Origin of the sequence: Plantactinospora sp. KBS50, assembly GCF_002285795.1 — a bacterium.
Classification (GTDB): Bacteria; Actinomycetota; Actinomycetes; order Mycobacteriales; family Micromonosporaceae; genus KBS50.
Map to the genome: position 1 here is coordinate 3,368,258 of NZ_CP022961.1, position 21,211 is coordinate 3,389,468.

Consider the following 21,211-nt stretch of genomic DNA (forward strand, 5'->3'; position numbering starts at 1 on the left):
AGGGGGGCGGGTGAGCCCGGGATGCCGGGTGGGTCGAAGATGGCTGGCGACCGGGGCGAGGAGATCGAGATGACGGACGAGGCCGAGGACGGCGGCATCACCTTCGCGGACCTCGGGTTGCGACCCGAGCTGCTGGGGGCGCTGTCCGGGTTGGGGTACGAGGAACCGACGCCGATCCAGCGCGGCGCGATTCCGAGCCTGCTGGCGGGCCGGGACCTGCTGGGCCAGGCCGCGACCGGGACCGGGAAGACGGCCGCGTTCGCGCTGCCGATCCTGCACCGGTTGCCGGCCGGGGAGCGCGGCGCGGACCCGATGGCCCTGGTCCTGGTGCCCACCCGCGAGCTGGCGGTGCAGGTGTCGCAGGCGGTGCACCGGTACGGCCGGGAGCTGGACGCGCGGGTGCTGCCGATCTACGGCGGGCAGCCGATCGGCCGCCAGCTGCGCTCGTTGCAGGCCGGCGTCGATGTGGTGGTCGCCACTCCGGGCCGCGCGCTCGACCACCTCGGCCGGGGCACGCTGCGGCTGCAGGACGTGCAGGTGGTGGTGCTGGACGAGGCCGACGAGATGCTGGACATGGGATTCGCCGAGGACATCGAGGCGATCCTTCAGGAACTTCCTGAAAACCGGCAGACCGTGCTGTTCTCGGCCACGATGCCGGCCCGGATCGAGGGCATGGCCAGCAGCCACCTGCGGGACGCCGTCCGGGTGGAGATCGCCCGCGAGCCGGCCCGGCCCGGCGGCGCGCCGCTGGTTCGGCAGAGCGCCTACCTGGTGGCCCGGCCGCACAAGCCGGCCGCGCTCGGCCGGGTGCTGGACATCGAGGCGCCGGACGCGGCGATCGTCTTCTGCCGGACGCGGGAGGAGGTCGACCAGCTCGCCGAGTCGCTCAACGGCCGCGGCTACCGCGCGGAGGCGTTGCACGGCGGGATGAGCCAGGAGCAGCGGGACCGGGTGATGGGGCGGTTGCGCGGCGGCACGGCGGATCTCGTGGTGGCCACCGACGTGGCCGCGCGCGGGCTGGACATCGAGCAGCTGACGCACGTGGTGAACTACAACGTGCCGGCCGATCCGGAGTCGTACGTGCACCGCATCGGCCGGGTCGGTCGGGCCGGCCGGGAGGGCGTGGCGATCACCCTCGCCGAGCCGCGGGAGCACCGGATGCTCAAGACGATCGAGCGGGTCACCAAGGGCCGGATCTCGGTGGAGAAGGTGCCCACCACCGCCGACCTGCGGGCGCGCCGGTTGGACCTGACCCGGGCGGCGCTGGCCGAGAGCCTCCTGGAGGACGACCTGGATTCCTTCCGGGTGGTGGTGGAGCCGCTCGCGGACGAGTTCGACATCATGGAGGTGGCGCTGGCCGCGGTGAAGCTGGCGCACGAGGCCGGTGGGGCGGCCATCGACGAGGAGGAGATCCCGGAGGTGGCGCCCGGCCCGACGCGCGAGGCGCGGGGCCGCGGTCCGGGCGGCGGCGGTCGCGGCGAGCGGCGGGGCCGCACGCCGTCCCGCGGGATGGCCCGGCTGTTCATCGGCGCGGGCCGGCACGCGGGGGTCCGGCCGCAGGACCTGGTGGGCGCGATCGCCGGCGAGTCGCGGCTGTCCGGTCGCGAGGTCGGGTCGATCGAGATCGCGGACCGGTTCTCGCTGGTGGAGGTGCCCGAGTCCGCGGTGCAGGAGGTGATCGGCGCGTTGCGCGCCACCACCATCAAGGGCCGGAAGGTCACGGTACGCCGGGAGCGGGTGGCGCCGCCGCGCTGAGGCCCTCACGGCCCGTCGCGGCGGCGCGACGGCGCGACGGCGCGACGGCGCGACGGCGCGGCGGCTACCGGCGCGACCGGTTGGCGTCCTGGGTGTTCGGGCGCGGCCGGCGGACCACGCCGCGTACCGGCGTGCACTCGACCACGGCCGGCGCGGCGCCCCCGGGCGCCCCGGGCGCGCCGGTCGCCAGCCGGATGACGGTGGTGCCGGCGCCGGCCCGGCCCGCGGTGCCACCGCCGTCCGGTCCGGACGGTGAAACCAGCAGGTGCAGCCGGGGCCCGAGCGCGGCCGTGAGGTGCTCGGCGTCGCGCACCGGACCGGGTACGGCGGGGTGGCCGATCAGCCCCGCGGTCAACCAACCGGCCGACCGGTACCGGTCGAGCCGCCGGGCGAACCAGTCCGCCTGGTCCGGGCCGACCAGCCCGTAGTGATCACCCGGCCGGTGGCTCTCGGCCATTGTGGAATTGACTCCGGCGACCACGAGATTGATGTCCGGCATCTCGAACACGCCCCACGGCTGGTGCTGGTCAAATGTGCGGCCGGCGACCCCGTCGTACAGCTCGGCGAAGAACCGGGAATAGTGCCGCCACTTGTCCCAGTACGGCGGCTGCGGCGCCACCTCGTCGGCCTCGCAGCTGGCGAAGTAGGCCCGGCACGCCGCGTGGTTGACATCGCGCGGGCCGGGCACCACCGCTATCCGGTGCAGATCCAGGTCGAGAATGCCGCGCAGCCGGGTCAGGAAGACCAACACCTCGTCGAATTCCCGAATGCCCCCGGCCGCGGTGAGGTTGCCGCTGATCAGCAGCGCGTCCGGCCGGCTGCCGCCGCCGGCGACCAGCCGGTCGAAGCCGACGCAGAACGATTCGAGCAGTTCCTTGGTCCGCTGGTGCGGTGCCGGCTCGCTGGATTTCTGCCGGGCGAACCGCGGACCGGGCAGGTGCAGCAGGGTCACCTCGGCGTTGCTGGCGCGCGCCGGCGAGCGGTCCGGCGGGTAGCCGGGCCGATGCCGCATCCGCAGCCGCGGGTGATGCGCGGCGAGCTGCGGCGGCGGCGCCCCGGCCGGCGGATCCTCCCCGGTGGTGGTGGCCGGGCCGGTGGGGAATCCCGGCCGCACGGCGGGTTTCGCCCGGCCGCGGACGGCCTCCCCCACCCGGCGCAGCAGCCGCTGCCGGGCGTCGCGCTCGTCTGCCGCGCCGACCAGGTCGACGTAGGTGATCGTGGCCAGCAGCCCGTCCGGATCGAAATCCTCGATCCGCACGGTGATGAGCCGGCGTTGCGGATCATCCGGCGAGCTGCGGAAGGCCGCCTGCCATTCCAGCCGCCCGTAGCGGGAGTTGAGATAGTTGTTCGACAGCACCGCGATGACCGCGGTGGACTGGCGGATCGCCCGATCCATAAAATCGATGAAGTTCGTTCCAGGCACGAAATCCCACGCCTGGAAGATCGTCCGGTAGCCGGCGAGTTCCAACTCCCACGCGATCCAGGCGGCCCACCGCTCGTCCGCCGGTGAATAGCTGATCAGGAAGTGGCTCGCGTCGGCGGGAAGTCCGAACTGGGCGGTCATGTGCCAAGTCTGCCCGCCCGCCCCCGTCTGGTGAGTGCCATTCCGTATTGACGACGATGGCTGGTACGCGGATGGTGAACCGTGGCCGGCGACCGTACGTCCACGGTGGGTGGTGCTCAGCCGGAGTCGGCCGGTGTGCGCGCGTCGACCACGAGCGAGCCGCCCAGCCCGGGGAACATCCGGGCCAGCAGCCGGGAGTGCAGCCAACGACCCCGGCCCGCCGGGACGCTCACGTAGTTCGACCGCACCTGCACGTCGACGAAGCCGGCCGCGTGCAGCATCCGGCGGAGCATCTCGGCGGTGAACGGACGGATGTGCAGGTACAGGTACGCGTGCAGCGGATCGACCTGCCGGGGCGAGCGTCCGAACAGGAACCGGACCCGGTCCTGCACGGTGGCCAGGTTCGGCGTGCTGAGCACCAGCACGCCGCCGGGCCGCAGTACCCGGGCGATCTCGGCCAGCAGGTCACCCGGATGGTAGAGATGCTCGATCAGCTCGGCCGCCACCACCCCGGCGACCGACCGGTCGGCCAGCGGCAGCGGCCCGCTTGCGTCCAGCCGGAGCAACCGGTGCCGCTCCGCCTTCAGCTCGGACAGGGCCGACCAGGACAGGTCGGCCACCACCGTGGTCCGACCCAGGTCACCCACGCTGTCGAAGATGCTCCGCGCGCCGCAGCCCAACTCCAGCAGCGCCCCGCGCGCGGGCGTCCCGACATCGACGCCGTCCAGGGCCTCGACCAGCGCCTCGCCGATGAGCTGCCGGCGCAGCGCGTGGTACGGGCTGTCGACGTACTGCAGGGTCGTGTCGGCCTGGTGGTAGCAGCGGCGGTTCGCCTCGCGGGCCGCCGCCGCGGCGCCGGTCACGGCCGGCCGGCCGGCACCAGCGACGCGGCGGCGCCGACGGCCAGCCGGTCCAGCACGGTCCGGGCCAGCAGGACCGTCTCGGTACGGGCATAGAGCCGGCGGGTCAGCCGGTGTGCGGGCGTACCCAGACCGCCCAGGGTCAGGTCCGGCCGGCCCGGATGGTGCAGCCCGAGCACGACGGTGGCCGCGGGAGCGGCGCTGCGCACGGTCGAGGCGTGGAACCGCCCCGCGGTCAGCTCGTACGCCTCGCCGGCGGCCCAGTACTCGGGCTCGCCCGCGGTGGCGTCCACGGTGTCGTCGGTGGGCACCAGCCGGTCGCCGGTCGCGGTGGTCCGGGTGTCGAAGACCCGGTACGTGTTCCCCGGCACGACCGTCACGTTCTGGTTGCCGACCTCGCCGTACAGGATGTGGCTGAGCAGGTCCCAGCTGTGGCAGTGGAACGGCGACACGGACAGCCGTACCGGCGTACGCCGCTCGCCGAACAGGTGCACGCAGATCCCCTGCGCGCCGTCCCGCAGCACCGGCAGGCAGGTGAAGCCGAGCGGGTGGTGTACGGCCCGCAGGTCCGACCCGCCGTTGGCGATCGGATCGAGCCAGCAGGTGCGGACCAGGTCGGCGACCTGCTCGGGGGATCCCGAGCGGATCGCCCGCGCCAGCATCGGATAGGTCATGACGGTCATCTCCTCGAACAAGAAAGCACAGGGTGATTCACGATTCATCCGTACTCACGCACGGTGCGCCCGGGAGATGGAAGCTACCCGGGCGCGGCTGGTTCAGTCGTGCAGAGGCGTCCCGATGGGTACCCGGCCGACGTCGGCCAGGTACGGGTCGAGTTCGCCGATGTCGAACCGGCACATGCCGGCGACGTGCCAGAAGTCGGCCGAGACCGGGCCGTCGGACTTGTGCCGCCCGCTGGGTGTGAACGACGCCCAGGTCCGCTCGGGCAGACCCAGCAGGGTGCAGCGGTGCCGGCCGGTACCGTCCGGCGCCAGCTGCCACAGCCGGACCGTGCCGTCGGTGCTCGCGCTGGCCAGCAGGTCTCCGCTCGGGCTGAAGGAGACCGACCAGATGCGGCGGCTGTGCCCGGACAGTCTGTCCACCCGCTCCCCGGTGCGCACGTCCCAGATGTCCAGCACGTCGTCGTCACCGGCGGAGGCGAGCAGCCGGCCGCCGGGGTGGAAGGCCACCGTCCACAGCTTGCCGTGCCCGGACCGCAGCGTGCGCAGTCTGGTCCGCTCCCGCGGATCCCAGAGGACGACCGAGCCGTCGACGCCGGTGGAGGCGAGCATCCGGCCGTCCGCACGGTAGGCCAGGGAGTAGATCCGTCCGCCGTGCGTCGCCGGCAGCGGCCAGACCCTGTTGGTCGTCAGGTCGTGCAGCCGGACCAGGTGGTCGTCCGATCCGGTGGCCAGGGTGGAACTGTCCGGACTGAACGCCAGGGCCCGGACCCGGCCGCCGAAGCCGCGCAGCCAGTCGACCGTGCGGCCGGTGGTCCGGATCAGCAGTTGCACCGAGTCGTCGTCGTTGGCCACCGCCAGGTGCTCGCCGTCCGGGCTGAACGTCATCGCCCAGACCGCGTCGGTGGAGACCTCCAGCTGCCGGCCCTCGACTCCGGTGGCCGTGTCCCAGAGGTAGACCCGCCCGTCGTTGCTCGCGGTGGCCAGCAGGTTCGGCTCGGCGCCGAAGGCCACCGAGACCAGCCGGTCCATCCGGTTGGAGGCCAGCACCTGCCGGCACTCCGCGGTGACCGGATCCCAGAGCCGGACCAGCCCGTCGTTGCTGCTGGTGGCCAGGAGCGATCCGTCCCGGTTGAAGGCGACCGCCCGCATCTGCCGGCCGTGCCCGCGCAGCACCGCCACCGACTCGCCGGTGCGGGTGTTCCACACCCGGCTGGTGAAGTCGTTGCTGCTGCTGATGAGGCGCTCGCCGTCCGGGCGGAAGGTGATCGGCCACACCGACGCGAAGTGGCGGTCCAGTTCGTGGTTGACCTCGCAGGTCTCGTCGTCCCACACCTTCACCCAGCCGTCGCTGTCGCCGGTGGCGAACACCTTGCCGCGCGGGCTGAACGCGACCCGGTAGACCGCGCCCCGGTGCCGGCCCAGTTCCCGGCCCACCGGGTCGGCGCCGTCCGCCGGCAGGTCCCAGCGGCGTACCGATCCGGTGACGTCGGCGCTGATCAGGTGCCGGCCGGCCGGGTGGAAGTCGAAGGTGTAGACCGCCCCCTCGTGCCCGGTCAGCCGGTGCCGCAGCCGGCCGGTCCGGGCGTCCCAGAGCCGCAGCGTCCCGTCCTCCGCGGCGCCGACCAGCTGGTTGCCGGTCGGGTCGTGCCGCAGCCAGTAGGCGAGCTTCTCCTCCGACTCGACGTGCTGGTGCAGCCGACCGGTGTCCAGGTCCCACAGCCGCACCGTCGCCCCGTCGTCGCCGGTGGCGAGCAGGGAGTCGTCCGGGTTGAACGAGGCGGTCCACACCGGAGCCCGGTGCTCGGGCAGTTCCCACCGCAGTTGCCCGGTCGCGACGTCCCAGACCCGGACCACCCCGTCCCGGTCGCCGGTCGCCAGCAGCGTGCCGGTGCGGTTGAACAGCATCGGCCACACCCAGTCCCGGTGTCCGGACAGCGTGTGCCGGCACTCGCCGGTCGTCGCGTCCCAGATCCGGACGACGCCGTCCTGGGCGCCGGTGGCCAGCAGCGGCTCCCGGGGGCTGAAGTTCACCGAGTACGTCCGCCAGCCGTGCCCGGCCAGCGTCCGCAGCGGCCGGTTGTCCCGGGCGTCGCAGATCAGCACCGAGCCGTCCTCGCAGCCGATGGCCAGCAGCGCTCCCTCGGAGTCGTACCCGACCGGGCGGGGCAGCCGGCCCTCCTCGAAGCCGAACTTCACGCCCAGCGCGACCGGCCGTACGGCGGTGGTCAGCGGGCTGCCGGGCAGCACCACCGCGCCGGCGCGGCGCAGCCCGTCGACGGTGGCCGGGGTGGCCGACCCGGACACCACCGCCGCGCGCCGCCACCGCACGTCGGTCAGCACCGCGTCGGTCAGGTCGGTGGTGAGGATGCGCGCATCGGTCAGGTCGGCGCCGGTCAGGTCGGCCCGGGCGAGGCTGCAGCCGACCAGCCGGGCGCCGCGCAGGTCGGTGCCGGACAGGTCGGCCCCGGACAGGTCGGTGTCCTCGATGGCCACCCCGGTCAGCCGGGCGCCGCGCAGCGTGACGTTGGCCAGCATCATGTCGGTCAGCCGGGCGCCGGTCAGGTCGGCGCCGGTGAGGTCCGCGCCCGGCCACGAGCGCTCGGTCAGGTGCAGGCCGCTGAGCAGCGCCGACCGCAGGCTCAGTCCGGCCGAGGTGCTGAACCGGGTGATGATCCGGCCGGCGTTCGTCCGGGCCGCCGGGGCGGCGTCCGGGTCGTTCAGTACGGCGTTCGCCCAGCTCCGGCAGACCGACGGCTCGGCCAGGTCGCAGAGGAAGTCGATGGTCAGCTGGCTGAGCGGGTGCGCGTGCAACCGGTCGGCGTGCCGCTTGCCGTGCCCGGCGGCCAGGTCGTCGGCCAGGTGCCGGGCGACCAGCCACTCGGTGACCGAGTCGTGGATGAAGCTGAAGACGCCGTCGTCGGTGCGGATGAGCAGGCTGCCGGCACCGATCGCGTGGGTGATCTGCTCGGCGGACAGGTGCCGGTCGGCCAGATCGGTCAGCGTGCCGGCCAGGTCCTGGATCTCCTCGACCCGCATCAGCGCCTCGCCGCGCTCCCACAGCCGCAGGGCCAGCGCGGTGACCGCCTCGAACAGGTCCCGGGCGGCGAGCCCGACCGGGACGCCCCGGATGTCCTGGGTCCGGTCGCCCTCGTAGCCGAGCCAGGCGTTGATGATCTCCTCGTACAGCCGGGCCGGGCTGATCGTGCCGCTGGCCGCGGAGACCGCGCGCAGCCGGTCGGTCGGCAGGTCCGCGATGAAGCCCAGCATCCGGGGGTTGGTGGCCAGCGTCATCAGGCCGGGGATGCTGGTCAGCAGTTCCAGCCGCCGGTCGACCTCCGCGACCTGCCCGCCGAACCGGCGGACCAGCAGGGTCCGGATCTGCTCGCCGGACAGCTGCGCCAGGCTCAGCACGCGCCGCTGCGGCAGGTGATCGATCTGGGCCTCCATCGCGGTGGCGACCTGCGAGTGCGCGGCGAAGTGCTGGGTCCGGCTCGCCACGATGATCTTCGCCTGGCCCCGGGCCGCCGTCAGCAGGGTGCCGAGGTGGTCCGCCGCGCGGGCGTAGGTCGCCCGGGCCACCAGCTCGTCGAACCCGTCGAAGATCAGCACGATCCGGCCGTGGTCGAGCATGTACCGGAATGCGGACAGGTCGATCCGGTCGTGCCCGTGGTTGGCCAGGTGCGCCGCGACGTGCCCCTCCAGGGTGTTCGCCTTGTCCGAGGCGCGCAGGTCGATCAGGATCGGCAGCACGTGCGGCAGGTCCTCGGCGATGCGCCGGGTCAGCTCGCGCAGCGCGAAGGTCTTGCCCCGGCCGAAGTCGCCCAGCAGCAGGATGAACCGGCCCTCGTCGCCGCCGACCAGGTCCAGCAGTTCCCCGACGACGTCCGGGCGGGTCTCCTCCGGCTCCCCGCGCTGCCGCCCCGCCGCGTGGGTCTTGTCCACGAACCGCTGCGGGACGTACCCCTCGGGCGGGTAGCGGGGGTCGGCCAGCAGCGTCTCGGCCTGGGCCCGCAGGTAGCCGGTGAGGTCGAGCAGCCCCTGGAACTGGCGGAAGCTGCGCAGCCGCACCTTGCGCCGGCGGGCGTAGTCGCGCAGCGCCTTGGCCGGCTCGACGCCCTGGTAGACCAGTTCGGACTCGACGTCGGGGTCGGCGCCGTGCACCTGCTCCAGAAAGGTGTCCACGTCCTGCTGGATCACCGTCCGCACGCACGCGCCGATCCGTACCTGCCGGATCCGCCCGGCGTCGGCGTAGGTCACCCGCAGGTACGGCGAGGCGCCCTTGATCCGCTGCACCACCGCGCCGGGGTGCCGGGCGAGGCAGACGTCGGCGATCTGGTCCAGCAGCAGGCGCCGGGAGTCGAGCTGGTCCCAGTCCGCGCCGGCCCGCTCCCAGCCGTCCTCGGCACGGGCGGTCACCCGGTGGGCCGAGGACACCGGGAACGTGCCGTCGGCCGCCCGCCAGGGCACCGTGACGGCTTCCGACCAGCGGGGCGGCTCGGCGAGGTCGGCCGGGTCGGCCGACCACCGCTGCCGCTCCCTGTCGAACCTGCGGCCGAGCCGGACCAGGCCGTCCTCGGTCAGCCGCAGCAACTGGTAGCGGCTGGCCGTGTCGGGGCCGGAGAGGGCACCGAGCCCCACCGTACGCAGCCCGGAGGCCAGCCGGCCGCCGGCCGCCGACTTCTCGTCGCCGTTGCCGTGCAGCAGCAGGTTCAGCCGCGGGCCGAGCTGTTCGTCGAGCAGTTCGGCGTCGGCCAGCCGGTCGGCGGCCCGCCCGGCGCGCCGGTGTGGATCGTGGTGCAGCAGGCCGATCCGCAGCCAGCCGCGTTCCTCGTACCCGGCCAGCGACTCCGCCAGCCGCCCGGCCTGCTCCGGACCGATCCGCCCGGCCCGCGGCCCGCCGGCGGAGTCCGGGTCGGCGTCGATCGTGGAGTTGAGCCCGGCGACGACCACCCGCAGGTCGGGCACCTCGAACAGGCTCCACGGGTGTTCCTTCTGCATCCGGTCCTGGTGCCGGTCCTCGGGCCAGGCATCCAGCAGGGTGGCGAAGTGCCGCCAGTTGTGCCAGTACGGCTTCACCGGCGCGACGTCGTCGGCCTCGCACTGTGCCAGGTACGCCCGGGCCGCCGCCTCGTTGACGTCGTGCTCCCCCGGCACGACGGCCATCCGCCCGAAGCCGATGCCCAGGTGCTCGGCGAGTCCCTCCAGGAATGTCTTGACCAGATCGAACTCGCGGGGCCGGCCGGTGACCGCGAGGTCTCCGCTGACCACCACCAGATCCGGACGGGCGCCCGGCAGTCCCTGGGCCAGCAGGTCGAGATCCGCGCAGAGGGTACGCAGGACGTGGTCGTGGAAGCCGTCCCGGACCGGGGCACCGAACGCCTGGCCGGGCGCGAACCGCAGCCCGGACAGGTGCAGCACGGTGACCGAGGTGTCGGCGGTGAGCTGGTCGAAGGTGACCCCGAGGGCCAGGGCCAGCACGTGCAGTTCCTCGACGTCGATGCCGCGCAGGCCCGCCTCGATCTTGGCGATCGTGCTCCGGCTCAGCGACGGCATGTCCAGTTCCGCACACCGCTGCGCCAACTGCCGGGCGGACCAGTGGCGTTCGTCGCGGAGGCGGCGGATCCGGGTGGCGACGATCTTCGTCAGTTCGGGCCTGGCCATGACACCAACACCTCCTCCACAGCAGACTCCCTCAGCATACGACCCCTCTGCTCTATATGGGAGCAACCGTCTGGAGGTTGGCACCTACCGAACGGAGGAGGTCGCGCCGCTTCCCCGCACACCTCAACACGCGAAGGCGCTCTCGCAGTCACGTTGTGCGACGGTCAGGGCCGTCGTAGCCTGGGGGTGTTGCTCCACTAGAGAGCAACCCTCCAGCAACCGGGAGGAGGGTCCAGTGGGCGCTCCGGCGACCAGCAGCAACGACCAGGAACCGCCCGGCCGCCGGCCCGGCGGCGACGACCGGCTGAGCCCGTACGACCTCAGTCCGCCCCGCAGCGAACTGGAATTCCGGGACCACCACCTGCGCCGCGCCACCGACGACGAGGCGAGAAACCGGCTGTACATCCGGCTGCGCTGGCACCAGGTCGCGATGGCCGTCGTCTGCACCGCCGCCGGACTGCTGCCGATCGTCGTGATCATCTGGATGTCCAAGTGGGCCGGCCTGAGCGCCGACCAGATCATGAACTTGATCTTCATCGCCTCCGGAGGCACCGGACTGGCCACCGCCGGCGTGCTGCTCGGGCGACATCTCGGCAGGCGCGCCAACGACGGTCGCGCTCCCTGACCGGGCGCCCCGGACGCGGCCGACCGACCGGAGCCGGCGCCGACCGACCGGCGCCGGGAGGGAGTTGACGCACCACCGGCGGCAAAATCCAAAAAGGCAACCAATTCGCAAAACGCCCGCGCTCCACGGGCCGCGATCTCGCCGGTCGGCGGCTCGGCGCCGGCGGCTCGGCGCCGCCGGCTCGGCGCCGCCGGCTCGGCGCCGCCGGCTCGGCGCCAGCGGCTCGGCGCCAGCGGCTCGGCGTCTGCGGCTCAGCGCCGCCGGACGGGCCAGCGGCGGTCGTCGCGGTGGATCGGGCGGGTCAACAACGGCGCCAGGGCGAGGCCGCCGGCCACCGCGACCAACCCGGTGACCACGCACATGGTGGCGAACGAACCGCGGGCCCAGGTGCGGCCGCCCCAGACCCCGGCCACCATCGCGATCGAGGCCACAACGCTGATCCCGGTCAGCGCGGCCACCAACCGGACCCGGCGGAGGCTCCGTTGAGACACACCATGACGATACGCCGATCACCGCCCGGCAAATAGGGTCGCTTTCCCCACTCTCCAGGACGGACTCGGCGAACGGCCTCGACCGCCCGCGCCGGCCGGCTCAGACCGGGACCTCGGCGCTGAGCACGATCGTCCGCTCGTCGGGAAGCTGGAGAAACTCGACCTGGCTGGCGGCGCCGTGCGCGAGGGCGATGAACAGCCGCTTCCGCCACGCCGCCAGACCCGGATCGCGGGTGCGGCGCAGGCTGATCCGGGAGACGAAGTAGGACACGCGGTCCAACTCCAGTCCCTCGGCGCCGGGGTGGCCGGCGGCACGGCGCAGCGCCTCGGGGAAGTCCGTGGCGTCCTGAAAGCCGAAAACGGCGGTGATGTGGATGATCCCGTCGTGCGGATCGCCCAGGCCGTCGATGGTCAGCCGGGACTCCCAGGGAATGTGCGGAACGTTCGCCGTCCGGCCGCTGATGATCACGATGCGCCGGTGCCGGACCTGGTTGTGTGCGACGTTCGCCCGCAGCGCCAGCGGCGTGGTCTCCTTGTTCGGGTGCGGGAACACCGCGACTCCGGGCACCTGCGGGATGTCCGCGGCGCGCAGCCCGTCGATGAAGTCCCGCAGCGGCCCCTCCTTCTCGACCCGCCGGGCGGTGACGAGTTCGCGCCCGCGCCGCCAGGTCAGCATGGCGATGAACAGGGCCGCCGCGATCAGCAGCGTCAGCCAGCCGCCGTGGGTGACCTTGGTGAGGCTCGCCGCGAAGAAGGTCGCCTCCAGGCTGCCGAAGACGACCGCGAACAGCGCGACCCGCCAACCGTCCCAGCGCCACAGGTCGCGGGCCAGGATCAGGAACAGCGCCGTGGTGATCAGGAAGGTGCCGGTGACCGCCACGCCGTACGCGGCGGCCAGCCGGATCGAGGACTGGAACGCCAGCACCACCACCAGGACGGCGGCGAACAGGCACCAGTTGACCCCGGGCAGGTAGATCTGGCCGTACTCCTGCCGGGAGGTCTGCCGGACCCGCAGGTAGGGCAGGAAGCCCAACCGCATGGCCTGCCGGGACATCGAGAACGCCCCGGCGATCACCGCCTGGGACGCGATCACCGTGGCGACGGTCGCCAGCACCACCATGGGCAGCCGGGCCCAGCCCGGCAGCAGCAGGAAGAACGGGTTGACCCGGCTGTCCGGGGCGCCGATGATCAGCGCGGCCTGGCCGAGGTAGTTCAGCGTCAGGGCGGGAAACACGATCGCGAACCAGGACCGCCGGATCGGGCCGCGGCCGAAGTGGCCCACGTCCGCGTAGAGCGCCTCGGCGCCGGTGACCGCCAGCACCACCGCGCTGGTGGCCAGGAACGCGATGAGCGGGTGGTCGACCACGAACCGGGCCGCGTACGTGGGCGACAGCCCGGCCAGGATGCCCGGGTGCCGGATCACCTCGGCCGCGCCGGCCAGCCCGATGCAGCCGAACCAGACCAGCATGACCGGCCCGAACACCGTGCCGACCCGACCGGTGCCCCAGCGCTGGCCCGCGAACAGCAACGCCAGGATCGTCGCCGCGATCAGCAGGACGAACTCCGCCAGCGCCGGCGAGGTGACCTCCAGCCCTTCGACCGCGGACAGCACCGAGATCGCCGGGGTGATCACGCTGTCGCCGTAGAACAGGGCGGCACCGAGCGCCCCCAGCGCCAGCAGCGCGGCCGCCCGGCCGGCCCGACCGGCGTGCAGCGCCTGCCGGGCCAGGGCGGCCAGCGCCATCACGCCGCCCTCCCCGTCGTTGTCGGCGCGCAGCACGAAGGTCACGTACTTGATCGAGACGATCAGGGTGATCGACCAGAAGACCAGCGACACCACGCCGAACACGTCGGCGGTGGTGGGATGGACGGCACCGCCGTCGATCGAGAAGACCGTCCGCATCGCGTACAGCGGGCTGGTGCCGATGTCGCCGTACACCACGCCCAACGCACCCACCAGCACGGCACGACCGGCCGGCGCCCGACCCCGGGCCGGAGCCGGCCGGGCACCCGCCGGCGGTTCCTCGTTCAGGCCCACGCCGTCCTGCGGCTCCTCGCCCAGGTCACGGGCGTCCCGCCCCGCGTCCCCGTCCGGCAGCCGCCGCCGGTCACCCCCGCCTTCCGACACCCCACAGGCATACCAATCCCGGCCCGTCCGCGCGGTGCCAACGGCCAGGAACGGCGCTACCCGGGCCGCCGAGGTTGCTCCGGCCCGGCGGCCGGCGCCGCGGTGGACGGTTGGGGCGGCACCCTCGCGATGTCCACCCCACGGCGGCGGCCGCCGCCGTGCGCGGCGGCACGCGACGGCCCGCCCGCGATCGCGGGGCGGACGGATACAGTGTCCACTCGCCCGGGTTTCCCGGCTCCGATCCGGAAAGGACGCCGCATGGCCAAGGTTGACCTCCGCACCGACGTCGCGCACTCGGCGCGGGTCTACGACTACCTGCTCGGCGGCAAGGACAACTTCGAGGCCGACCGCGCCGCGGCGGCGAGAATGATCGAGAGCACACCCGCGCTGCCGGTGTCCATGCGGGCCAACCGGCGGTTCATGCAGCGGGCCGCCACCTACCTCGCCGCCGAACGCGGCATCCGGCAGTTCCTCGACGTCGGCACCGGACTGCCCACCTCGCCCAACCTGCACGAGGTCGTGCAGGGCGTCGACCCGCGGTCCCGCGTGGTGTACGTGGACAACGACCCGATCGTGCTGGTGCACGCCCGCGCGCTGCTGACCAGCTCGCCCGAGGGACGCACCACCTACCTCGACGCCGACCTGCGCCGGCCCGCGTCGATCCTGGACTCCGCCGAGGTACGCGCGACGCTCGATTTCGACCAGCCGGTCGCGGTCACCCTGATCGCCGTGCTGCAACACCTCACCGACGAGGACGAGGCCCGCCGGGTGATCCGGGAACTGGTGGCGGCGCTGCCCACCGGCAGCGCGCTGGCCGTCTCGGCCGTCACCGTCGACAGCCTGCCGGACAACGCCGGCCGCACCGTCGCCACGTACAACTCCAGCGGCATCCCGGCGAAGGCCCGCACCCGGGACGAGGTCGAGGCGCTGTTCCAGCCGCTGCGCCTGGTCGAGCCCGGGGTGACGCTGGTCAACCGGTGGCGCCCCGACGGCGGCGTCCCGGACGTGGACGACAACCAGGTCTACATGTACGGGGGCGTCGCGCTCAAGGACTGACCGCGGAGGCGATCATGCAGCTCATCGAACCCGTCCGGCGGCTCGGCTACGCCCTCTACGCGCGCCGGCTGCGCCGGCGGCTGCCGCCGGAGCACCTGCCACGGCACATCGGGGTGATCCTCGACGGCAACCGCCGGTGGGCGCGGCACGCCGGCCTGGCCAACCCCGGCCTCGGCCACCGTGCCGGCGCGGAACGGGTCGAGAAGCTGCTGTCCTGGTGCCAGCAACTCGGCATCCGGCACGTGAGCCTGTTCGTCTGCTCGACAGAGAACCTGCGCCGGCGGGACGCGACGGAGATCGCGCACCTCATGCGCCTGCTGGAACAGGTCGTCGCGGACACCCTGGCCCGCCCCGCGGCGCGGTGGCGGCTGCACGTCGTCGGCGACCCGGGCGTCCTGCCGGACAGCACCGCGCACGCGCTCAAGCGCGCCGTGGAGGCCACCCGGGACTGCGCGAGCGGGGCGCAGCTCACCCTGGCGATCGGCTACGGCGGCCGGCAGGAGGTCGTCGAGGCCCTCCGTCAGTTGCTGGCCGAGCGGGCCGACGCCGGCGAGGACCTCGGCGAGGTGGCCAGCACGCTGAGCGTGGAGGACATCGCGCGGCATCTGGGCACCGCCGGCCGGCCCGACCCGGACCTGATCATCCGGACCAGCGGTGAGCAGCGGATGTCCAACTTCCTGCTCTGGCAGGGCGCGTACGCCGAGCTGTACTTCTGCGAGGCGTACTGGCCCGCCTTCCGGGAGATCGACCTGCTGCGCGCCCTGCGCAGCTACGCCGCGCGGGACCGCCGGTCCGGCGGGTGAGCCCACCGCGCCGGCGGCGCACAGGGCCCACCCGCCGGCGGCGCACAGGGCCCACCCGCCGGCGGCGCACAGGGCCCACCCGCCGGCGGCGCACACGCTCAGTCGCCGGCGGAGCGCAGGGATCACCCGGCGGCGGTCGCGGGCCGCCCGATCCGGGCCAGGGACCGGTCGACGGCGGTGAGCGCGAGCAGCGCCGCGGTGCCGAGCGCCAGAGCGGCGCCGATGTGGTGCAGGCCGGAGGTGTCGGCGGTGGCGCCGAAGAAGGCGCCGCTGAGCGCCGAGGCCACCATCGCGCCGAGGTAGGTGAAGGTCCGCAACAGGCCCGAGGACGAGGCCAGCCGCGCCTCGTCGGCCTGGTGGTAGAGGGCGTTCTGGTTGGCCAGGCCGTTGAGCCCCTGCGGGATGCCGAACACCACCGCGAGGCCGACCAGCAGCCAGCCGGCGGTGTGGCCGGTCAGCGTGAGCAGCAGCAGGCACCCGCCGAGTTGGGCCACGCCGCCGACGAGCAGCTTGCGGCGCAGTTCCGGACGGCGCCCGGTGGTGCTGGAGACCAGGATCCCGACCAGCGACATCGGCATCAGCAACAGTCCCGCCTCGGTGGGGCTGAGCCGGTGGCTGTCCTCCATCCACTGCGGGTAGCCGTACAGGAAGGCGTAGGAGACCGTCATCGCCAGCAGCGTGCGGCCGTAGGTGGCCAGCAGCGGAAGGTTGCCGCCCAGCAGGCGCAGGTCGAGGAACGGATCGGCGGTGCGCAGTTCCCACCAGGTCAGCGCCGCGGCCGCCGCCCCGCCGGCGGCGACCAGGTACAACTGGTCGACGCGTGGGTTCATCAGGAACAGCAGCAGTGCCACCAGGGTGGCGGCGAACAGCAGCATGCCCGGGTAGTCCAGCGACATCCGCCGCCGGTCGGCGGCCGTCGTGGGCGCCGGTCCGGCGGGCAGCCGGCGGGCGCCGACGACGAGGCCGGCCAGCGCCAGCGGAATGTTGACGGCGAAGGTGGTGCGCCAGCCGCCCAGGCCGATCAGCAGTCCGCCCAGGGCGGGCCCGACCACGACGGTCGTCTGGCTGGACACGGCCAGGACGGTCAGGATCCCGCCGGGACTGCGCAACCCGGTACGCCGGGACTTGCTGCGGATCAGCGACATCGCGGCCGGATAGCCGGCACAGGTGCCGAAGCCGAGGATCACCCGGGCGACGACCAGGGTGGGCAGGTTGGGGGCGACCGTGCCGAGCACCCCGGCGACGCCGGCCAGGGCCGCGCCGGCCAGGAACAGCCGCCGCGGGCCGAACAGGTCGACCAGCCGGCCCACCACGGGCTGCCCGATCGCGGTGGCCAGGTAGAGCGCGGAGACCAGCCAGGCGGTCTGGGCGGCGGGGGCGCCGAAGGCCGCGCCGATCGGCACCAGCGAGACGGCGATGATCGAGGAGTTGATCGGGTTCAGGATGGCGCCCAGGATCATCGGCGCGATCAGCCGGCCGTCGAACGCCGCGGCCGGTCCGTCGCCGCCCGGCTCCCGCCGGTGGGTCCGGTCCCCGGCCGCGGGCTCCCCGGCGGCCCGGTCCCCGGCCGCGGGCTCCCCGGCGGTCCGGTGCCCGACCGGCCGGGTCCGCGCCGGGCCGGAGCGCGGCGGCCGGGTCACTGCTCGATCGCCTCGCCCACCAGCGCCAGGGCGGTGTTGACCAACCGGAGCTGCTCGGCGGTGAGGCGTTCGTGCAGGGTCTGCGCCAGCCAGTCCCGGCGGCCCTGGCGATCGTCGGCGACCTGGATCCGGCCGGCCTCGCTGAGGCTCACGACGTACCGCCGGCCGTCGTCCGGATCGGGCCGGCGCTCGATCAGCCCGCGCTCCTGCAGCCCGTTCAGGGTCGCCGTCATGGACTGCGACCGGACCCCCTCGGCCGCCGCGAGCAGGGTGGTCGAGGAGGCGCCGTCCTTCTCCAGGCGCAGCAGCACCGACGCCTGCGACGGCGTCAGACCTCCGGTGGCCACGCCTCGCATCCGGCCCCGCACCCGGCGGAACAGCACCACCAGGTCGCGGGCCGCCGCGGCGGCCGCGGGCGAGGTGGCGGCCGCCCGCCGCTCGTTCGAGGTCAGCTCGTGGGAGGTCATCCGGAAATCCTTAGGCTCAGCTAATAAGTTGAGCCTACACAGTTTGCCTACCGACACCAAGCCGGGCCGCGCACCGCTGGCCGGGTCCCAGGTACGGGATCCGGCCAGCGGCGGGGGGTGGCGCGAGGAGGGTCAGGAGGGGGCACGCGCCCCCGCGGTCAACTGGCGCGCAGCGACCACTGCTGGTTGGCCGCACCGCTGCACGACCAAAGGATGATCTTCGTGCCGTTCGCGGTGGCCGCGCCGTTGGCATCCAGGCACAGCCCGGACTGCACCCCGGTGATGGTGCCGTTGGAGTTGACGTTCCACTGCTGGTTGCTCTGCCCGTTGCAGTCCCAGATGATCACCTGGGTCCCGTTGCTGGTCCCCTGGTTGTAGGCGTCCAGGCACTTGTTGCCGAACACCTGCAGCTGCTTGCCCGAGGTGTACGTCCAGCTCTGCCCGGAGGTGCTCCAGCAGTCGTACAACTGCACCTGGGTGCCGTTGGTGGTACTGCTGTTGGGCACGTCGACGCAGCGGCCCGACTGGCCACCCACGATCTTCTGGGCGCCGCTGGGCGGCGTCGTGGTCGGCGGGGTGGTCGTGCCGCCGCCACTGACCCGGTAGACCACCGTGCCGTGGCCGGGGACGCTCGCCGAGATGCTGCCGGTGCTCGACGAGCTGGCACCGCTCCAGGCGTCCACCAGGGTGAACGAGCTGCCGCTCTTGCCCACCGCGGCGGCCGTGGTCGAGATGGTGGTCGTCGAGCTGCCCTGGTTGAACAGCGCGACCGCCACGTCCCCGTTCGCCAGCGGCTTGGCCAGCACCCGCCGGGTGCCGTCGTTGGAGACCTGCACGGCCTGCCGGGCCAGGCTGTCCTGGTTGATCGCGATGAGCCGGCTGTTCTTGAGGATCGTCTGGGTCGCCGAGTCCATCGACCGGATGTCGTTGCCGGCGATCAGCGGCGAGGCCATCACCGCCCACAGCGCGAAGTGGCTGCGCATCTCGGTGTCGGTCATGCCACCCCGACCGATCTCCATCATGTCCGGGTCGTTGAACTGCCCCGGACCGGCGTACGAGGCGAGCGGGACGTTGACGTTGACGATGTTCTGGATGCCCATCGGGTAGCCGTTGGTCTGCCCGGTGTCCCACGCGTTGGTGATGTCCTCGGTGGTGCGCCACATGTTGGCCACGTCGCCCCAGTTGCGCTGGGGACCGGTCTTCGAGTGGATGCTGTTGGGGTTGATGCTGTAGACGATCGGCCGGCCGGTGGCGGCCAGCGCGTCACGCATCCGGGCGAAGGTGGTGATCTGGTCGTTGATGGTCCCGTTCGGCGAACACCAGTCGTACTTGAGGTAGTCGACCCCCCAGGCGGCGAACTGCCGGGCGTCCTGGGTCTCGTGCCCCTGGCTGCCGGTGGCACCCGGGTAGGCGCCGAAGTACTGCGCGCAGGTCTTGTCCACCGGCACCTGGTAGATGCCGAACTTCAGGCCCTTGCCGTGCAGGTAGTCGCCGAGCGCCTTCATGCCGCTGGGGAACCGGGTCGGGTCACCCTGCAGGTTGCCCGAGGAGTCCCGGTTGGGGTTGAACCAGCAGTCGTCGACCACGACGTACTGGTAGCCCAGGTCGCGCATGCCGCTGCTGACGATGGCGTCGGCCATCCCCCGGATCAGCGACTCGCTGATGTTGCAGCCGAACGTGTTCCAGCTGTTCCAGCCCATCGGCGGGGTGCGGGCCACCCCGTTGTTCAGGGCCTGTCCGGCCGTGGCGTGCAGGCCGACCGCGGCGCCGGTGGTGAGCAGGCCGGCGGCGAGCGCGGCCATCCAGCGGCGGCGTCCGGTAGGTCGTCTCATCGCTTCTCCCTTCGGCGGCGTGCGGGCCGCCGCGCGTGCGGTTCGGTCGTGGGTGGGGTTCCGGACCCGGCCCCGGTCGTCGGGTCGACCGACCGGGGCCGGGTCAGACGGGATTCAGTCGGAGGGGATTCGGTGGGTCCGGGCCGTACCGGTCAGCTCAGCGACCACTGCTGGTTGCTGCCGCCGCTGCACGCGTACAACTGGATCTTCGTACCGTTCGCCGTACCCGCACCCACAGCGTCCAGACAACGCCCCGACTGCACCCCACTGATCGAACCGTTCGAATTCACGTTCCACTGCTGGTTCGCCTGACCATTGCAGTCCCAGATGACCACCTGCGTACCGTTGGCAGTCCCCTGCCCGTACGCATCCAGGCACTTGTTCCCCAACACCTGCAACTGCTTGCCCGACGTGTACGTCCACAACTGCCCCGAGGTGTTCCAGCAGTCGTACAACTGCACCTGCGCACCGTTCGTACCGCTACCGTTCGGCACGTCGATACACCGACCCGACCCGGTCCCCCGGATGTGCTTGGCGCCGCTGGGCGCGGCCGTCGTGGGCGCCGCGGTGGTCGGCGCGGCCGTGGTCGGCGCCGCGGTGGTGCCACCGGCGTTGAGGGCGTCCAGCACGGCGGTGTAGGCGGCCTTCTTGTTGCCGTTGTTGTCGAACAGCAGCGGGTTCTGGCCGGTACGCCACGAGTCGCTGTCCCGGATCCCCCAGACGGTGATGCCGGTGCACCGGGCGACCGCCAGGCAGGCGCGGGTGACCTGGCCGTACACGCTGGCCTGGTTGCTGCCGGAGATGTCGAGTTCGGTGATCTGCACGTCCACGCCGAGGTCGGCGAAGCGCTGCAGGTTGGCCTGGTAGTCGCCGGGTGCGGAGTTGGTCAGGTGCGACTGGAAGCCGACGCAGTCGATGGGCACGCCACGGGACTTGAAGTCGCGCACCATGTTGTAGACGCCGGTGGACTTCGCGTTCACGCCGTCGGTGTTGTAGTCGTTGTAGCAGAGTTTGGCGTTGGGGTCCGCGGTGCGGGCGGTGCGGAACGCCACCTCGATCCAGTCGTTGCCGGTGCGCTGCAGGTTGGAGTCGCGGCGACCGCCGCTGCTGCCGTCGGCGAACGCCTCGTTCACCACGTCCCAGGCGTAGATCTTGCCCCGGTAGTGGGTGGCGACCTGGGTGATGTGGTTGACCATGGCGTTGCGCAGGGCGGTGCCGGACAGGCTCTGCACCCAGCCCGGCTGCTGGGAGTGCCAGGCGAGCGTGTGGCCGCGGACGCGCTGGCCGTGCGCCTGGGCGTGGCTGACGATCGTGTCAGCGTTCGTGTAGTTGAACTGGTTCTGGTTGGGCTCGGTGGCGTCCCATTTCATCTCGTTCTCGGGAGTGACCGCGTTGAATTCCCGGTCGAGGATGCCGACGTAGGTGGAGTTGGACAGCTTGCTGGCGGCCACGGCGGCGCCGTAGTAGCGGCCGGTCTGCGCGGCCGCCGCGCCCAGCGTGGTCGCCGCGCTCGCCTGGCCGGCGAAGACCAGCGTCATGCCGACGGCGGTCGTCGCGGCGGCGATCGGGGGCAGCAGCGTTCGCATCCAGCGCCGGCGGCCGAATCCGCCGGTCGGGGGGGCCGAGTCGTTCATCATCCAAGCGCC

At 72.8% G+C, this 21,211-nt stretch carries 14 protein-coding genes; 4 read left to right on the forward strand and 10 right to left on the reverse strand.

All coding sequences use genetic code 11. The annotated features are described in order from the left end of the window. The first annotated feature begins 69 nt into the window (after positions 1–69). Positions 70–1,755, forward strand: a complete 1,686-nt coding sequence (locus CIK06_RS15080) for a DEAD/DEAH box helicase (protein WP_232534309.1) — start codon at positions 70–72, stop codon at positions 1,753–1,755. Positions 1,756–1,819: 64 nt separating this feature from the next. Here the strand turns inward: CIK06_RS15080 and CIK06_RS15085 are convergent, their stop codons facing one another. The 4 genes from CIK06_RS15085 to CIK06_RS15095 all read right to left on the reverse strand — a co-directional run bounded on the left by CIK06_RS15085 (position 1,820) and on the right by CIK06_RS15095 (position 10,523). After that, complete coding sequence (locus CIK06_RS15085; protein WP_095565361.1) at positions 1,820–3,319, reverse strand: toll/interleukin-1 receptor domain-containing protein; 1,500 nt, start codon at positions 3,317–3,319, stop codon at positions 1,820–1,822. A gap of 116 nt (positions 3,320–3,435) precedes the next feature. Continuing rightward, on the reverse strand, positions 3,436–4,182 hold the full coding sequence (locus tag CIK06_RS29405) for a class I SAM-dependent methyltransferase (RefSeq protein WP_157756762.1): 747 nt from the start codon (positions 4,180–4,182) through the stop codon (positions 3,436–3,438). Then, entirely contained in the window at positions 4,179–4,853 is a 675-nt protein-coding gene (locus CIK06_RS29410) for a hypothetical protein (RefSeq protein WP_157756763.1), read from the reverse strand. Before CIK06_RS29410 ends, CIK06_RS29405 begins: the two co-directional genes overlap by 4 nt. Before the next feature lie 102 nt (positions 4,854–4,955). Beyond that, positions 4,956–10,523: a pentapeptide repeat-containing protein gene (locus CIK06_RS15095; RefSeq protein WP_095565363.1), complete on the reverse strand. Its 5,568-nt coding sequence runs from the start codon at positions 10,521–10,523 to the stop codon at positions 4,956–4,958. Between the two features lie 235 nt (positions 10,524–10,758). Between CIK06_RS15095 and CIK06_RS15100 the strand changes: the two genes are divergently transcribed. After that, on the forward strand, positions 10,759–11,148 hold the full coding sequence (locus CIK06_RS15100; protein WP_095565364.1) for a hypothetical protein: 390 nt from the start codon (positions 10,759–10,761) through the stop codon (positions 11,146–11,148). A gap of 251 nt (positions 11,149–11,399) precedes the next feature. Here CIK06_RS15100 and CIK06_RS15105 read toward each other — a convergent pair whose 3' ends face one another. Continuing rightward, entirely contained in the window at positions 11,400–11,639 is a 240-nt protein-coding gene (locus CIK06_RS15105) for a hypothetical protein (protein WP_157756764.1), read from the reverse strand. 100 nt (positions 11,640–11,739) lie between these two features. Continuing rightward, on the reverse strand, positions 11,740–13,767 hold the full coding sequence (locus CIK06_RS15110) for a potassium transporter Kup (protein WP_232533640.1): 2,028 nt from the start codon (positions 13,765–13,767) through the stop codon (positions 11,740–11,742). A gap of 258 nt (positions 13,768–14,025) precedes the next feature. Between CIK06_RS15110 and CIK06_RS15115 the strand changes: the two genes are divergently transcribed. Both CIK06_RS15115 and uppS read left to right on the forward strand, forming a co-directional pair. Beyond that, positions 14,026–14,823 carry an SAM-dependent methyltransferase gene (locus tag CIK06_RS15115; protein WP_095565366.1) on the forward strand — a complete coding sequence of 266 codons (798 nt, stop codon included), beginning with the start codon at positions 14,026–14,028 and terminating at the stop codon, positions 14,821–14,823. 14 nt (positions 14,824–14,837) lie between these two features. After that, positions 14,838–15,626, forward strand: coding sequence for a polyprenyl diphosphate synthase (gene uppS, locus CIK06_RS15120; protein ID WP_095565367.1), 789 nt, complete (start codon positions 14,838–14,840; stop codon positions 15,624–15,626). A 122-nt stretch (positions 15,627–15,748) separates the two neighbouring features. Here the strand turns inward: uppS and CIK06_RS15125 are convergent, their stop codons facing one another. From CIK06_RS15125 to CIK06_RS15140, 4 genes are all read right to left on the reverse strand, one after another. Next, complete coding sequence (locus tag CIK06_RS15125) at positions 15,749–17,266, reverse strand: MFS transporter (RefSeq protein ID WP_232533641.1); 1,518 nt, start codon at positions 17,264–17,266, stop codon at positions 15,749–15,751. Beyond that, positions 17,263–17,733, reverse strand: a complete 471-nt coding sequence (locus tag CIK06_RS15130) for a MarR family winged helix-turn-helix transcriptional regulator (protein ID WP_095565368.1) — start codon at positions 17,731–17,733, stop codon at positions 17,263–17,265. Before CIK06_RS15130 ends, CIK06_RS15125 begins: the two co-directional genes overlap by 4 nt. 158 nt (positions 17,734–17,891) lie before the next feature. Next, entirely contained in the window at positions 17,892–19,565 is a 1,674-nt protein-coding gene (locus CIK06_RS15135; protein WP_095565369.1) for a glycoside hydrolase family 27 protein, read from the reverse strand. A gap of 152 nt (positions 19,566–19,717) precedes the next feature. Continuing rightward, positions 19,718–21,202: an endo-1,4-beta-xylanase gene (locus CIK06_RS15140; protein ID WP_232533642.1), complete on the reverse strand. Its 1,485-nt coding sequence runs from the start codon at positions 21,200–21,202 to the stop codon at positions 19,718–19,720. Positions 21,203–21,211: the final 9 nt, after the last annotated feature.